Source organism: Bradyrhizobium sp. CCGE-LA001 (assembly GCF_000296215.2).
Classification (GTDB): Bacteria; Pseudomonadota; Alphaproteobacteria; order Rhizobiales; family Xanthobacteraceae; genus Bradyrhizobium.
This window is the reverse complement of record NZ_CP013949.1, coordinates 20,070-35,458: the sequence shown is the minus strand read 5'-3', so window position 1 is coordinate 35,458 and position 15,389 is coordinate 20,070. Positions and strand designations below refer to the sequence as shown.

The following is a 15,389-nucleotide window of genomic DNA, read 5'->3' as shown; positions in this document are numbered from 1 at the left end:
CGCTTTCTGCCACCGATGTTACGCCAAGTCACGCCGCATCAGAAGGGCGTTCAATTGTTCCCCGTTCGGCTGCTTATAGTAGCGTTCACGGCGCCCCACCACCATGAATCCGGCCCGGTCGTACAGCCGGCGCGCCGGCTGGTTATTTTCCTCGACTTCGAGAAATATCGTGCGCACGCCGCGCCCTGCGAGATGGCCGAGATGGGTCATCAGCAGCGTGCGGGAGAGGCCGCGGCCGCGATGGGTCTGGTCGACCGCGATCGAGAGGATTTCCGCCTCGTCCGCGCCGATCCGCGACACCGCAAAGCCGATCGTCTTGCGGCCGAGACGCAAGCGATGCACCAGCGTGTTGCGCTCGCTGATCATGCCCTCGAACTCGCCTTCGCCCCAGCCGCGGGCGAAGGAGGCGCCATGAAGCTGCGCCAGCCGCGCGGCATCGCGCGCGGACGCGGGCTCGACGGCGGCGGTGCCGCCGCGCCACCATTGCGACAGCCATCTCATCATGAGCTTGCGGCTTGTGCCGCGAACTGTGGCAGTGCGGCCGGCTTGGCGTCGGGCGCCTTCAGATAAAACGGCCGTGCCGGCGTGGTGTCGGGATTGGCGGCCGCGCCGAGCCACGCGACCCAGGCGATGTCGGGTGCGGCTTGCGCGTCGACTACGACGGGCTGCGGCGCATCCTTCGGCCAGCGCTCGGCGAGGATGTTCGCGGCATTGCCGACCAGATGCGGCGCGCCGAATTGCGAGGCCGCGATTGCCTCGTCGATCGGCGCGACGCGTGGCCGCACCAGCTGGCTGCCGTCGCCGGCGACGATTTGGAAGTAAACGTGATCGTGTCGTGCATCGATCGCCGAGATGACCGGTGCCGATCGGCTCTGGCCGACGATTGCGGCGGCATAGGCGGACAACGTGGTCAGGCCGACCGCGGGCTTGCCGGCGGCGAGCGCAAGGCCGCGCGCCGCCGAAATGCCGACGCGCAGGCCGGTGAAGCTGCCGGGACCGACGGTGACGGCGATGCGGTCGAGCGCGGTGAAGGTGAGATCGGCCGATCGCATCACCCGTGCGATCAGCGGCATCAGGGCTTCGGCATGCCCGCGCTTCATCGGCAGCGATTCCTGCGCGCGCAGCTCGGCGGTTTCAGTGTCGAGCACGGCCGCCGCGCAGGCGTCGAGCGCAGTATCGATGGCGAGGATCAGCATGGAAAAGCGAATGGCGAGTGGTGAATGGCGAACAGTCTAGCCGATCGGAATGCCATTCGCCATTCGCTACCCGCCATTCGCTGATCGATCACATCGGCCGGACTTCGACCACGTCGGGCACGAAGTGCTTGAGCAGGTTCTGGATGCCGTGCTGAAGCGTCGCGGTCGACGACGGGCAGCCGGAGCAAGCGCCCTTCATGTTGAGATAGACGATGCCGTCCTTGAAGCCGCGGAAGGTGATGTCGCCGCCGTCATTGGCGACCGCCGGCCGCACCCGGGTCTCGATCAGGTCCTTGATCATGTCGACCGTCTCGGCATCCGCCTCGTCGAAGAACTCGTCCTCGTCGTCAAGATCGGCATCGCTGCTGGCCGTGCCGTCGGCGAGCAGCGGCGCGCCGGACATGTAGTGCTCCATGATCGCACCGAGGATCGCGGGCTTGAGCTGCTGCCATTCACCGCTCGCCTTGGTGACGGTGATGAAGTCCGATCCGTAGAACACGCCGGTAACGCCAGGCACGTCGAACAGCTTCTCGGCCAGCGGCGAGCGCGTGGCGGCCTCGCGGCTCGAAAATTCCATCGGGCTGCCGTCGACCACGACGCGGCCGGGAATGAACTTCAGCGTGGCGGGATTGGGGGTGGCTTCGGTTTGAATGAACATGGCTTTCTCCAGACGTCGCCGGTTCAAGGCCGGCGCGTTGCCCTTATCCCCTAGCAGATGGCGATGGGGAACGCACGATCAAGGGGAGAGGTGGGCGTTTCGCTGTTATATCAGGAGGTTAGGGTACTCTGATGTTTCCGCGCCGTCATGGCCGGGCTTGACCCGGCCATCCACGCCTTGCTTCGCGGAACCAAGAACGTGGATGCCCGGGACAAGCCCGGGCATGACGAGTCCCTGAACTACGACAGCGAATCCACGCTTTGGTCGCTCAACGCGCCGGAAATGATGGTCACGGGGATCGGGAACGTCCCCACCGCATGGGCCAGCAGTGCGACGAGGGGGCCCGGCCCTTCCGAGCCGGGATTGGCCGCGAGCACCAGCATGGCGATATCAGGGTCCTCGTCGATCACCCCTAGCAATTGTTCCATCGCGACGCCTTCGCGGATCACCCGTTCCGGCGTGATCGCGGCGATGCCGTTGGCCCTCCCGGCGGCGCGGTCGAGCGCGGCCTCCGCGGCTTCCTGCGCCTCGGCGCGCATGATGTCGGCAACGCCAAGCCATTCCTGGCTCTGCTGCTCGGGCTCGATGATGCGCAGCATCACCACGCCGCCGCCGGCGCGGATCGCCCAGCGGCTGGCGTAATACACTGCCCGATCCCATTCGGCAGTGTCGTCGACGATGACGAGGCATTTGGGCTTGTGGCCCGGCTCGTAGCAAAGTCGCTTGCTGGTCATGCATGTCCCGGAATGCGCACGATCGGCATGCTGCCACACTCGCTCCGGCTTTGGGAGAGGGGACGTCGGCCGGTGCGATGGCGCCGGCCGAAGTTTCGCCGATCAGCGCCGGCGGATGAAGCCGACGATGTCCTTCGACTGCTTCATGGTCTCGTCGGCGATGGCGCGGGCCCTGTCGGAGCCGTCGTTCAGGACCGCGTCGATGTGGGCGGGGTCGGCGACGAGGCGCTTCATCTCGCCGGCGATCGGCGCGAGCTTGGTGACGCAGAGCTCGGCCAGCGCGTTCTTGAAGCTGGAGAACTGGCCGCCGCCGAAATCCCTGAGCACGTCGGCCTTGGAGCGGCCGGAGAGCGCGGCGAAGATGCCGACGAGATTGTCGGCTTCGGGCCGCGCTTCCAAACCCTTTTCCTCGCTCGGCAGCGGCTCCGGATCGGTCTTCGCCTTGCGGATCTTCTGCGCGATGGTGTCGGCATCGTCGGTGAGGTTGATGCGCGAATTGTCCGACGCATCCGACTTCGACATCTTCTTGGTGCCGTCGCGCAGGCTCATCACGCGCGTCGCCGGGCCCGTGATCAACGGTTCCGGCAGCGGGAAGAACAGGCCGTCATCGTTGCCCTGGACCCGAATGGAATCGGCGAAATCGTTGTTGAACTTCTGCGCGATGTCACGTGAAAGCTCGAGATGCTGCTTCTGGTCCTCGCCGACAGGCACGTGGGTGGCGCGGTACAGCAGGATGTCGGCCGCCATCAGCACGGGATAATCGAATAGCCCGACCGACGCATTCTCGCGGTCCTTGCCGGCCTTCTCCTTGAACTGGGTCATGCGGCCGAGCCAGCCCATGCGCGCGACGCAGTTGAAGATCCAGGCGAGCTCGGCGTGGCCCGAGACCTGGCTCTGGTTGAACACGATGTGCTTCTTCGGGTCGATGCCGGCTGCGATGAACGCCGCGGTGACCTCGCGGGTGCTGCGCGAGAGCACCTCCGGTCCGCCCCAGACGTCGACGCCTTGCGTGATCGCGTGCATGTCGACGACGCAATAGATGCAATTGTGGGTTTCCTGCATCTTCACGAAGTTGACGATCGCGCCGAGATAATTGCCGAGGTGCAGATTGCCCGTCGGCTGGACGCCCGAAAAGACCCGTTCAACGAATGGCATGGTCAGCCTTCCCATAGGTATTCGGCCGTCGTTTCCAACAGCGGCGCTGCCCCGTCAAGGGTATTTCGCTGTGCTTGCGGTTAGCCGGGCCGTTTCAACGCGTTAACCGCCTCGCGCCAGGAGGCAGCGCCGAGGATTTGCAGCAGCAGGCCGTAGACGGCGATCCCGACCGCGATCTGCACGCCCAGCGCAACGAAGTGAATGAAGCCATGGGCTCCGGCAGGCACCAGACCCGTGGTCAGCCAGAGCAGGGTGCCCATGGCGATCGCAGCCAGCACGATCCGCGGCAATCGCGAGCGGGCGCCCGCATCGATCGAGAAGCCGAACGCGGCCGTGCCTTTCCGGATCAAGGAGAGCGCGCTGCTCCAGGCACCAAGCGCGATGCTTGCCGCAATTCCGCTCGTGCCAAGGAGATGGCCGAGCAGAACCGCGAGCACGACCGTCACCACGAAGCCCTTGGCGGTCGCAAGCAGCGGCGTCATCGTGTCGCTGCGGGCATAGAACGCCGGCGACAGCGCCTTGATCAGCACATGCGCCGGCAGGCCGAGCGCCAGCCACATCAGCGCCTGCGCCGTCGCCGCGCTGTCCTGCGCGCCGAAGGCGCCATGCTCGAACAGCAGCCGCACGATCGGCTCGGCCAGCACGATCAGGCCGAGCGTCGCCGGCAGCGCCATCCCGGTCGCAAGCTCCAGCGCGCGGGATTCGGCATGCGCCACCGCATCGCGGTCGCCGCTTCCGACGGCGCGGGTCAGCTCCGGGACCAGCACCGTGCCCATGGCGACGCCGACGATGCCGAGCGGCAGCTCGATCAGGCGGTTGGCGAAATAGAGCCACGAGACCGCAGAGGGTGTCGCCGAGGCGATGATCGCGCCGGCCACCATCAGCCATTGCGGGCCCGAGCTTGCGATCATGCCGGGGATCGCCTTGCCGAAAAACGCGCGCATCTCCCGGTCGAAGCTCACGCGCAGCGGTGTCGCAAGGCGCGCGCTTCGTTGCGACAGCAACATCAGCAATTGCAGCAGGCCGGCAATGCCGACCGTGGCGGCCAGCATCCACGCTGCGAGCGCCGCATCGGCATGCCAGGCGAGCAGCATCGCGATCGCGACGATCAGCGCGATGTTGAACAGCAGCGGTGAGAACGCGGTGAGGCCAAAGCGCCCCTGCGCGTTGAGCAATCCCATCAACACGGTTACCGGGCCGGCGAAGGCGAGATAGGGCAGCATCAGTCGCGCGTTGTTCACGGCGAGATCGAGCGTGCTGCTGCCGACAAATCCCGGCGCGATCACCATGATGATCAGCGGCATTGCGAGCGCGATGCCGATCGAGATCACAACCAGCGCCGCGCTGACCGTGCCGAGCACGCACCCCGCGAACGCCGCTGCGGCCGGCACGCCGTTGCGGTCTCGGATCCGCAGCCAGGCCGGGATCAGCGCCGCATTCAGCGCCCCCTCGCTGAGCAGCCGGCGCACCACGTTGACGAGCTGGAACGCCGCTAGGAACGCATCCGCCACCGCGCCGGTGCCGAGCAGCGCCGCGATCAGCGAATCCCGGGCAAAGCCCAGCAGCCGCGAGGCCAGCGTTCCCGTCGAGACGGTCAGGAAGGAGCGGATCATTGCGCTTTGATAATACCGTTGCTTGCCCGCGCAGGCCCGGTCGTGATAGGCCGCGAGCCAGATTTTCAGGGCGACAGGAAGCGGATTTTCGCAGGGATCGCAATCCGCCAATCAGGATCAAGGTGAATGGCTGACGTGAAATATGACGTTCTCGGCATCGGCAACGCGCTGTTCGACGTACTGGTCAGGACTGACGAGGCCTTTCTGGCCAAGCATGGCATGACCAAGGGCAGCATGTCCCTGATCGACGAGGCCCGTGCGGCCGCCATCTACAAGGACATGGGCCCGGCGACGGAGGTCTCCGGCGGCTCGGCCGCCAACACCATCGTCGGCATCGGCAGCCTGGGGGCACGCGCCGCCTATGTCGGCAAGGTCAAGGACGACCAGATCGGCAAGCTCTACGTTCATGACATCCGCGCCGCCGGCGTCGCCTTCAACACCCCGGCCGCCAAGGACGGCCCCGCCACCGGCTGCTCCTACATTCTGGTCACCGGCGATGGCGAGCGCACCATGAACACCTATCTCGGCGCGGCGCAGGATCTGTCGCCCGCCGACATCGATCCGGCCGAGATCGCGGCCGCCGGCATCGTTTATCTCGAGGGCTATCTCTGGGACCCCAAGAACGCCAAGGACGCCTTCCTCAAGGCGGCCAAGATCGCCCATGATGCCAAGCGCAAGGTGGCGCTGACGCTGTCGGATTCCTTCTGCGTCGATCGCTATCGCGACGAGTTTCTGGGGCTGATGCGCAACGGCACCGTCGACATCGTCTTCGCCAACGAGTCCGAGCTGCACTCGCTCTACACGACCGCGGATTTCGATGCCGCGCTGAAGCAGTTGCGCAATGACGTCAAGCTCGGCGTCGTCACCCGCAGCGAGAAGGGCTGCATGGTGGTGTCGTCGGAAGACGCTGTCGCGGCTCCGGCCTTCCCGGTCGACAAGGTGATCGACACCACCGGCGCCGGCGACCTCTTTGCCGCCGGCTTCCTCTACGGCCTCGCGCGCAACTTCGGCTACAAGCAGTGCGGTGAGCTCGGCGCGCTCGCGGCCGCCGAAGTGATCCAGCACATCGGCGCGCGGCCCCAGGTATCGCTGAAGGAGCTGGCCGGTCAGCGCGGGCTGACGGGTTAAGGCTCGTCTCTCTCTCCTCCGTCATTGCGGGCCACAATCACCGCCGTCATCGCCCGGCCAGTGCGCAATTGCGCACTAGGACCGGGCGATCCAGTACTTCGAGACTTCGGTGATTCATCGAGAAGTCGCGGAGTACTGGATTCCCCGCCTTCGCGGGGAATGACAGTGCTCACGTGGCGAGGGCACCACCTCACGCCGTCTTCGCCGCCTTTAATCCCAATCGTTGCTCGACTTCATCGCGCATCAGGAATTTCTGGATCTTTCCGGTGACCGTCATCGGAAATTCGTCGACGAACTCGACGTAGCGCGGGATCTTGTTGTGGGCGATCTGCCCTTCGCAGAAGGCGCGCACGTCCTCCGCCGTCAGTTGCTCACCCGATCTGACGCGGATCCAGGCGCAGAGCTCTTCACCATAGCGGCTGTCGGCGACGCCGAAGATCTGCACATCCTGGATCTTGGGATGACGATACAGGAACTCCTCGATCTCGCGTGGATAGAGGTTTTCGCCGCCGCGGATCACCATGTCCTTGATGCGGCCGACGATGTTGCAATAGCCTTCGTCGTCGAGCGTGGCGAGATCGCCGGTGTGCATCCAACCATTGGCGTCGAGAACGTCGGCTGTCTTTTCCTTCTCTTCCCAATAACCGAGCATGACGCTGTAGCCCCGGGTGCAGAGCTCGCCGCGTTGGCCGCGCTTGACGATCCTGCCTTCGAGATCGACGACCTTCACCTCGACATGCGGATGGATCCGGCCGACGGTGGAGACGCGCCGCTCGAGCGGATCGTTCACAGCGCTCTGGAAGCTGACCGGGCTGGTCTCGGTCATGCCATAGGCGATGGTGACCTCGCGCATGTTCATCTCGCTGTTGACGCGCTTCATCACCTCGATCGGGCAGGGCGCGCCCGCCATGATGCCGGTGCGCAGTGACTTCAAATTGAACGCCTTGAACTCGGGGTGATCAAGCTCCGCGATGAACATGGTCGGCACGCCGTAGAGCGCCGTGCATTTCTCCTGTTCGATCGTGCGCAGCGTCGCAAGCGGGTCAAAACCCTCGCCGGGATAGACCATTGCGGCGCCGAGCGTCACGGAGGCGAGGTTGCCCATGACCATGCCGAAGCAATGGTAGAGCGGCACCGGAATGCAGATGCGGTCCTGCTCGTTGAGGCGCATCGCGCGGCCGACGAAATAGCCGTTGTTGAGGATGTTGTGATGGGTCAGCGTCACGCCCTTGGGCGAGCCGGTCGTGCCGCTGGTGAACTGGATGTTGACGGGATCGTCGAATTGCAGCTCCTGGCCGAGCGCGGCCAATTGCTGGCGGTGCCGGTCGCCGCCCATACCCGCGACCTCGTCGAAAGCGATCGTGCCCGGCGCGGCCGGGCCGCCGATCTGGATCACGTTGCGGAGGGCAGGCAGCCGTGCCGCATGCAACTGCCCCGGCTTGGCGGCTGATAGTTCCGGCAACAGCGTGTTGAGCATCTCCATGTAGTTGCTGGTCTTGAACGCCGTCGCCGTGACGATCGCCGCGCAGCCGACCTTGCGCAGGGCGAACTCCAGCTCGCTCAGGCGATAGGCAGGATTGATCGTCACCAGGATCAGGCCGGCCTTGGCGGCGGCGAACTGGGTCAACGTCCATTCCGGCCGGTTCAGCGACCAGATGCCGATCCGCTGGCCCCGCTCGAGCCCGAGCGCGAGAAAGCCGGCGGCGAGCGCATCGACCCGTTCGGCGAATTCCGACCAGGTCCATCTCACGCCGTGGCTGGGCGAGACCAGCGCCTCGCGGTTGCCCCAGCGCCGCACTGCATGGTCGAGACTGCGGCCGATGGTGTCGCCGAGCAGCGGCGTGTCCGAGATGCCGCAAACATAGCTGTCGGCTTTGCCTGCAAGATCGTCCGCCAAGTTCGTCTCCTCAAAATTGCTGCCTCGTGCCTGAAGCCGATGGCTTTCGGGCACGAGGTTAATCCTTGCCGGGAAGGCGCGCGACGCCGCGCGCCTCATACTAAGGGGTTAGGCCGCCTTCTTCCCGCTCCCGGCAGCATCGAGCCCGGCATAGACCCCGCGCTCGAAGCCCGCGAATGCCTCCAGGCATTTTGCGTCGGCGAACGGCAAAAGCTGCATCAGGATCACGCCGGTGACGTCGCGGGCAGGATCGATCCAGTAATAGGTGTTGGCAAGGCCCGCCCAGGCGAGGCTGCCTGCGCTGCGCCCTTCCGCGGTCTTCGCGGTGTTGATCATGAAGCTGAGGCCCCACTTCTTCACCTGCTCCGGATAGAGATCGACGTCGTTGGTGTACATCGGCGCCGCCGTGGTCATCTTGCCCATGGCGAGGTCGCCGATGTGGTTCTGCCCCATCATCGCGACGGTCTCGGCCTTCAGCACCTGGTTGCCATTGCCGCGGCCCTTGTTCAGGATCATCTGGGTGAACTTGATGTAGTCGGCCGCAGTCGAGTAGAGGCCGCCGCCACCCATGTGGAATTCGGGCTCCTGCTCGAGCTCGAACGGGATCGATGCGAGCTGGCCATCTTCGCCGCGCGCATGCATGCCGACGAGGCGCTTGCGCATGTGGTCGGCGATCTTGAAAGCCGTGTCGCTCATCCCGAGCGGGTTGAACAGATTGTCGCGCAGATAAGCGTCCAGCCGCTTGCCGCTGGCGGCCTCCACAGCCTTGCCGACGAAGTCGATATTGGTGCCGTATTCCCAGCGCGTGCCGGGATCGGACATGATCGGCGTCTTCAGCGCAGCGTTCTGGCAGGTGGTGATGGCGGGAATGCCGTTTTTGTCGAGATAAACCGCGAGATCGCCGTTCCACATATTGTAGCAGAAGCCGGCGGTATGGGTCATGAGCTGGCGCAGCGTGATCGGTCCCTTGGCCGGGCGGAGCTTGGCTTCGCCCTTGGCATCGAAGCCTTCGAGCACCTGCGGCTTGGCGAGATCGGGCAGAACCTCGCCGATCGGCGCATCCAGCGACAGCTTGCCCTGCTCGACCAGCTGCATCGCGCCCGCCGATGTCACCGCCTTCGTCATCGAGGCGATCCAGAACACGCTGTCCGCCGTCATGGCATCCGGCTTCGACAAATCGCGCTTGCCGAACGCGCCCTGATACAGCACCTCGTTGCCGCTGGCGGCGATGGCGACGACGCCGGGGATCTCCTTGGCGTCGCTCTTCTGGCGCAGAATTTCGTCGATCTGGGCTTGGCCTTGCATCGTGTTTCCTCCGGTTTGATTATTGTTGGAAGTGATCGATTGTCCTCCCGCACGCCGCGCGCGGCAAGCGTGTCCAGATGCCTGCGATGGTCGCGATGTCGTGACTTGACGGTCCGCGGCCGGCGCAGGACGACAGGGCGGCTGAACTGCAACACTCCGTCACAATCTGCGGTGGATGACCGCAGCCCGCCGTGACCGTGGATGGGCACCGGCGGTATGTTTCGCGTGTTTGATTCACTTGAAACATTTTGTGCTTTGCGGCGTTTCAGCACGCGGCCCATCGGCCGTGTGACGTTAAGACTTGATGCAAATTGGCGGCGGCTGACGGCCGCTTGGGGGACCTCAAATGATTTCGACCTGGAGCGAATGGAAGCGCTATCCCCGTGCCGGACGGGGCGACAATCTGGAGGCGCCGATCTCGCCCGGCATTTACGAGGTTCGTATCGCCGGCACCGGCGCGCTCTATTCCTTCGGCGCGGTTGACAATCTGGCGCAGTCGCTGGCGCTGCTGCCGGTCGGCTCGAAGTCCTGGTTCGGCCGCCGCGACCGCTCCGACGCGCCGGATCTCGAATACCGGACCTGCGCGACCTCCTCGAAGGCCGACGCCAAGGCCGCGGCCGAGCGCATGATCGGCCGGCGCGAGACCTATATGAGCGGCGCGGCGTAAGGCCAGGCTGCTCCGAGCCTAGCTCCCAGCAGATGTGCGTTGCGGGGCGGTGCATTGCGCACCGCTTGCTCATATATTCCGGGCCGATCCGATCGCCCCCAGTCCGATCGCCTAAGGGAGTACGCCATGACACCGACCGCCGCCGCACGCGCCACGCAAGCCACCGCCACCTTGCGCGACCGGTTGAAGGACCCGTCGCTGCTGAAGGAGGCCTGCTACATCGATGGCGCCTGGGTCGGCACGCCGGTCTTCGCCGTCAACAATCCCGCGACCGGGGTCGAGCTGGCGAAAGTTCCGCAGCTTGGTGCGGACGAGACGACCAAGGCGGTCGAGGCCGCCGACCGCGCGTTCCCGGGCTGGGCCAAGCACACCGCCAAGCAGCGCTCCAACATCCTGCGCAAATGGTTCGAGCTGATCACCGCCAACCGCGAGGACCTTGCGCTGATCCTTACCTCCGAGCAGGGCAAGCCGCTCACCGAGGCGCTCGGCGAGGTCGATATCGGCGCCGCCTATATCGAGTTCTTCGCGGAAGAAGCCCGCCGCGTCTATGGCGAGACCATCCCGACCCAGCGCGCCGATGCGCGCCTGCTCGCGATCAAGCAGCCGATCGGCGTCTGCGGGGCGATCACGCCGTGGAATTTCCCGAACTCGATGATCACCCGCAAGGTCTCGCCGGCGCTCGCGGCCGGCTGCACCGTGGTGCTCAAGCCCGCCAATGAAACGCCGCTCTCGGCGCTGGCGCTGGCCGTGCTCGCCGAGAAGGCTGGCATCCCCAAGGGCGTGCTCAACATCATCACGGGCGACGCGCCGCCGATCGGCAAGGTGCTGTGCGAGCACCCGGCCGTGCGCTTCGTCGGCTTCACCGGCTCGACCGCCGTCGGCAAGATTCTCTACCAGCAGGCTTCCGTCGGCGTGAAGCGGCTCGGCCTCGAGCTCGGCGGCAACGCGCCGTTCGTGGTGTTCGACGACGCCGACATCGACGCCGCGGTCGAGGGCGCCATCGTCTCGAAATACCGCAACATGGGCCAGACCTGCGTCTGCGCCAACCGCATCTACGCCCAGGACAAGATCTACGACGAGTTCGTGCAGAAGCTGTCGAAGAAGGTCGCGGCGATGAAGATCGGCGACGGCACCGAAGGCGGCGTCACGCAGGGTCCGCTGATCAACATGAAGGCGATCGACAAGGTCGAGCGCCACATCGCCGACGCCGTCAAGCGCGGCGCCAAGGTCGTCACCGGCGGCAAGCGCAGCGAGCTCGGGCGCTCCTTCTTCGAGCCGACGGTGCTCGCCGACGTCAAGCCGGACTCGCTGGTGTCGCAGGAGGAGACCTTCGGCCCGCTCGCGCCGGTCATCCGCTTCAAGGACGAGGCCGACGTCATCGCGATGTGCAATGCCTCGCCGTTCGGCCTTGCCTCGTACTTCTACTCCCGCGATCTCGGCCGCGTCTGGCGCGTCGCCGAGGCGCTGGAATCAGGCATGGTCGGCGTCAACACCGGCCTCATCACCACCGAAGTCGCCCCCTTCGGCGGCGTCAAGGAAAGCGGCCTCGGACGTGAAGGCTCGCGTCACGGCATGGAAGAATATGTCGAGATCAAATACGTGATGATGGCGGGGGTGTGAGAACGTCGCCGGTACCATCACGTATGTGAGCCCGCAAGAATGCTGGAGAGGCGCATTGGTCCCTCCACGTCATTGCGAGCGAAGCGAAGCAATCCAGAATCCCTCAGCGGAGGCAGCCTGGATTGCTTCGTCGCAAGGGCTCCTCGCAATGACGGAGCGCGCGGCGGCCGCGGAGCCTAAATCTTCAGCTCTTTCCCCGTCACGCGCTTGTAAGCTTCGAGATACCGCTTGCTGGTCGCGTCCACCACGCTCGCGGGCAGCGGCGGCGGCGGAGCGTCGCCGTTCCATCGGCCGGCGCGACGCTCGGCGTCGAGATAGTCGCGCAGCGGCTGCTTGTCGAAGCTCGCTTGCGGCTGGCCGGGCTTGTAGGCGTCGACCGCCCAGAAGCGAGAGGAGTCCGGCGTCATGACTTCGTCGATCAGGATGATGCGGCCGTCCTTGTCGCGGCCGAATTCGAACTTGGTGTCGGCGATGATGATGCCCTGCTCGCGAGCGAGCTCCTCGCCGAGCGTGTAGATCGCGCGCGTCATGCTCTCCAGCGTGTAGGCGACCTCCTCGCCGACGACGTTGCGCATCTTCGCGATGGTGATGTTCTCGTCATGACCGCTCTCGGCCTTGGTCGCCGGGCTGAAGATGGCAGGCTCCAGCTTTTCGCTCTCGACGAGGCCGGCCTTCAGCTTCTCGCCGGCGAGCGTGCCGCTCGCGGCATATTCCTTCCAGGCCGAGCCCGAGAGATAGCCGCGGATCACGCATTCGATCGGGAACACGGTGGTGCGCTTGCACAGCATGGCGCGGCCGAGAATCTCGGCGCGGTGCGGCTTCAAGGCCGGTACGGCCGCGACGATCGCGTCGGTGTCGGCGCTGATCATGTGGTGCGGCACCACGCCTTCGAGCTCGTCGAACCACCACGCGCTGATTTGAGTCAGCACTGCGCCCTTCATCGGAATGGTCTCGCCCATCACGACGTCGAAGGCGCTGATGCGGTCGGTGGTGACGAGCAGCAGGCGGTCGTCGTCGACGGCGTAGATATCGCGCACCTTGCCGCGTCCGATCTTGGGGAGCGGCAGGTCGCTGGAGAACATGGTGGTCATCGGCAAAGCCTTCGCACAGGACATCCGGCCGCGATGGCGCGGCCGGAGACCGGATTAGCCTATTCCGGCAGCGGAATGAACTCATGTTCCTGCGGAACTGCGGCGAAGCGGCCGGTTTTCCAGTCCTGCTTGGCCTGCTCGATCCGCTCCTTGCTGGAGGAGACGAAATTCCACCAGATGTGGCGCGGGCCTTCCAGTGCATCGCCGCCGAGAAACATCATCCGCGTCGCCTTGAGCGCTTTGACGGTGATGCGGTCGCCGGGGCGGAAGATCAGCAGCCGCGGCCCCTCGTAGCGCTCGTTCGCGATCTCGACCTCGCCATCGACGACGTAGATCGCGCGCTCCTCATGGTCGGGGTCGAGCGGCACGCTCGCGCCCGCCACCGCCGTGACCTCGGTGTAGAACCACGGCGACACCATCGACACCGGCGAGGCGATCCCGAAGGCGGAGCCTGCGATCACGCGCGCGGTGAAATCGCGCTCGGAGATCATCGGCAGATCGCCGGCGGCATAATGCTGGAACGACGGCGCGATCTCTTCCGATCCGGCCGGCAGCGCGATCCAGCTTTGCAGGCCCAGCATTTGCTGGCCCGAGGCACGCTGCGCATCCGGCGTGCGCTCGGAATGCGCGATGCCGCGCCCGGCGGTCATCAGGTTCATCGCGCCGGGCGCGATTTCCTGGACGTTGCCCTCGCTGTCGCGATGCATGATCGCGCCGTCGAACAGATAGGTGACGGTGGCAAGCCCGATATGCGGATGCGGCCGCACGTCCATGCCCTTGCCGGAGACGAACTGCACCGGTCCGAAATGGTCGAAGAAGATGAAGGGGCCGACCATCTGCCGCTTGCCATGCGGCAATGCGCGCCGCACCGCGAATCCGTCGCCGAGATCGCGCGTGCGCGGCACGATGACGAGATCGAGGGCATCGCAGGACATGGGATCGCCGAGCACGGGATCGTTCGAGGGTTGCCAGCTCATGAGGGACTCCTTTTGGCCTTGTTGCGCCGACCGTAGCATAATTTCATATCGCCGTCGCGATGAGGCGCCGCTAACCCCGGTGGACAGTTGGTCCTTGAAAAAGCCCGCGCAACAAAGGATGTTCGGCGGCTTCCAACCGCGACCGATCGCATCAGTCGATGACCCTTGCCGCAACCGAGCTCGCATTCCGCTCCGCCAGCGTCGCGCTGCTGCTGTTGCTCGCGGCGTCGCTATTGCACGATTTTCGCAAAGTGCTCGCAGCGCGCCTCGGCACGGCCTTCGCGCTGGGCTCGGCCGCGCATGCGGCGAGCTATTCGGTGGATGTGACGTCGCCGGTCCCGCTCTGGCATGCGCCGCTGATCGCCTTGTCGACTGGCGACATCGTGGTGTTCTGGCTGTTCACGCGCTCGCTGTTCGACGACGAGTTTCGTCTGCGCTGGTGGCACGGATGGGTCTGGGCGCTGGTGACGGCCTTCAGCTTCGCGGGCTGCGTCTGGATTGCACCCAGCGGCCATGTGCGGTTCTCGGTGACGGTGGTCAATCTGATCGTGCTCGGCTTCATCGCGCTCGCGGTCGGGCAGACGATCGCCTCCTGGCCGGCCGATCTTGTCGAGCGCCGCCGCCGCGCTCGTGTCTTCATCGTTTGCGCGACCGCACTCTACGGCGGGCTGAACGCCGTGCTCCAGATCGCCGTCGCCGGCCACCACGTCGGCGATGTCGCCGAAACCGTCAATGCCGGCGTACTCGCCTGCACCGTCGCGGCGATCGTCTATGCCATGATGCGCGTCGATGGCGCGGACCTGTTTCCCGTTGCCGCGGAGCCCGCACCTCCTGATGTTTCCAGTCAGCCTGCGGCCGATGACGGCGCCGACCAAAAGCTCATCGATGCCTTGATGCGGCTGATGGCGGATGAGCGGATCTATCGCCAGGAGAACATCTCCATCGGCGTGCTGGCGGGGCGGCTGAAAATTCCCGAGTACCGGCTGCGCCGGCTGATCAACCAGCGGCTCGGTTATCGCAACTTCAATGTGTTCCTCAACAATCACCGGATCGAGGAAGCCAAGGCCGCGCTGGCCGATCCCGCCCAGGCCGAGGTCCCCGTCATCACCATCGCGATGGACGCCGGCTTCCAGTCGCTGGGCCCGTTCAACCGTGCCTTCAAGGCGATCACGGGCGTGACGCCGACCGAATATCGGCGGCTGAAGGTGGGGACGGCGTAGTTCCTAATCCTTTATAATCACGACAAAATTCCAGAATCGGCGAGCTTGGCTCGGTTTAAGTCAGGTTGTTTTCCAAATCCGGCGAGCATCCACTCCCCGCATTCCGCTTCCTCCCGCAATACGCCCCA

The 15,389-nt window shown here is 65.4% G+C and carries 14 protein-coding genes; 4 read left to right on the top strand and 10 right to left on the bottom strand.

From position 1 onward, the window contains the following. Window positions 1-18: 18 nt before the first annotated feature. From rimI to murJ, 6 genes are all read right to left on the bottom strand, one after another. Window positions 19-504 (bottom strand): ribosomal protein S18-alanine N-acetyltransferase, encoded by a 486-nt coding sequence (gene rimI, locus BCCGELA001_RS00145; protein WP_008540195.1) that lies wholly within the window; start codon window positions 502-504, stop codon window positions 19-21. Continuing rightward, a complete protein-coding gene (tsaB, locus tag BCCGELA001_RS00140; RefSeq protein WP_060734337.1) occupies window positions 501-1,196 on the bottom strand; it encodes a tRNA (adenosine(37)-N6)-threonylcarbamoyltransferase complex dimerization subunit type 1 TsaB in 696 nt (231 codons plus the stop codon). The genes rimI and tsaB overlap by 4 nt, the downstream gene beginning before the upstream one ends. 88 nt (window positions 1,197-1,284) lie before the next feature. Continuing rightward, window positions 1,285-1,854, bottom strand: a complete 570-nt coding sequence (locus BCCGELA001_RS00135) for a NifU family protein (RefSeq protein WP_060734336.1) — start codon at window positions 1,852-1,854, stop codon at window positions 1,285-1,287. Between the two features lie 239 nt (window positions 1,855-2,093). Beyond that, on the bottom strand, window positions 2,094-2,588 hold the full coding sequence (locus tag BCCGELA001_RS00130) for a universal stress protein (RefSeq protein ID WP_060734335.1): 495 nt from the start codon (window positions 2,586-2,588) through the stop codon (window positions 2,094-2,096). Between the two features lie 102 nt (window positions 2,589-2,690). Further along, window positions 2,691-3,743: a tryptophan--tRNA ligase gene (trpS, locus tag BCCGELA001_RS00125; RefSeq protein ID WP_060737426.1), complete on the bottom strand. Its 1,053-nt coding sequence runs from the start codon at window positions 3,741-3,743 to the stop codon at window positions 2,691-2,693. An 80-nt stretch (window positions 3,744-3,823) separates the two neighbouring features. Beyond that, entirely contained in the window at window positions 3,824-5,356 is a 1,533-nt protein-coding gene (gene murJ / locus BCCGELA001_RS00120) for a murein biosynthesis integral membrane protein MurJ (RefSeq protein WP_060737425.1), read from the bottom strand. A 126-nt stretch (window positions 5,357-5,482) separates the two neighbouring features. Here murJ and BCCGELA001_RS00115 point away from each other — a divergent pair, with 126 nt between their 5' ends. Further along, a complete protein-coding gene (locus BCCGELA001_RS00115) occupies window positions 5,483-6,484 on the top strand; it encodes an adenosine kinase (protein WP_060734334.1) in 1,002 nt (333 codons plus the stop codon). A 190-nt stretch (window positions 6,485-6,674) separates the two neighbouring features. Here the strand turns inward: BCCGELA001_RS00115 and BCCGELA001_RS00110 are convergent, their stop codons facing one another. Together BCCGELA001_RS00110 and BCCGELA001_RS00105 are read right to left on the bottom strand one after the other, a co-directional pair. Next, window positions 6,675-8,480, bottom strand: coding sequence for an AMP-binding protein (locus tag BCCGELA001_RS00110; protein WP_236840807.1), 1,806 nt, complete (start codon window positions 8,478-8,480; stop codon window positions 6,675-6,677). Window positions 8,481-8,489: 9 nt separating this feature from the next. After that, window positions 8,490-9,686, bottom strand: coding sequence for a serine hydrolase domain-containing protein (locus tag BCCGELA001_RS00105; protein ID WP_060734332.1), 1,197 nt, complete (start codon window positions 9,684-9,686; stop codon window positions 8,490-8,492). A gap of 346 nt (window positions 9,687-10,032) precedes the next feature. Here BCCGELA001_RS00105 and BCCGELA001_RS00100 point away from each other — a divergent pair, with 346 nt between their 5' ends. Together BCCGELA001_RS00100 and BCCGELA001_RS00095 are read left to right on the top strand one after the other, a co-directional pair. After that, window positions 10,033-10,353 carry a hypothetical protein gene (locus BCCGELA001_RS00100; protein WP_008571809.1) on the top strand — a complete coding sequence of 107 codons (321 nt, stop codon included), beginning with the start codon at window positions 10,033-10,035 and terminating at the stop codon, window positions 10,351-10,353. Between the two features lie 126 nt (window positions 10,354-10,479). Continuing rightward, window positions 10,480-11,973, top strand: a complete 1,494-nt coding sequence (locus BCCGELA001_RS00095; RefSeq protein WP_060734331.1) for an NAD-dependent succinate-semialdehyde dehydrogenase — start codon at window positions 10,480-10,482, stop codon at window positions 11,971-11,973. A gap of 176 nt (window positions 11,974-12,149) precedes the next feature. Here the strand turns inward: BCCGELA001_RS00095 and BCCGELA001_RS00090 are convergent, their stop codons facing one another. Both BCCGELA001_RS00090 and BCCGELA001_RS00085 read right to left on the bottom strand, forming a co-directional pair. After that, window positions 12,150-13,064 carry a phosphoribosylaminoimidazolesuccinocarboxamide synthase gene (locus BCCGELA001_RS00090; RefSeq protein ID WP_008565529.1) on the bottom strand — a complete coding sequence of 305 codons (915 nt, stop codon included), beginning with the start codon at window positions 13,062-13,064 and terminating at the stop codon, window positions 12,150-12,152. Window positions 13,065-13,123: 59 nt separating this feature from the next. Continuing rightward, on the bottom strand, window positions 13,124-14,041 hold the full coding sequence (locus tag BCCGELA001_RS00085) for a pirin family protein (protein ID WP_060734330.1): 918 nt from the start codon (window positions 14,039-14,041) through the stop codon (window positions 13,124-13,126). Between the two features lie 158 nt (window positions 14,042-14,199). On the opposite strand from BCCGELA001_RS00085, the gene BCCGELA001_RS00080 reads away from it, so the two are divergent. Beyond that, window positions 14,200-15,261 (top strand): helix-turn-helix domain-containing protein, encoded by a 1,062-nt coding sequence (locus tag BCCGELA001_RS00080; RefSeq protein WP_008540249.1) that lies wholly within the window; start codon window positions 14,200-14,202, stop codon window positions 15,259-15,261. Window positions 15,262-15,389 lie beyond the last annotated feature (128 nt).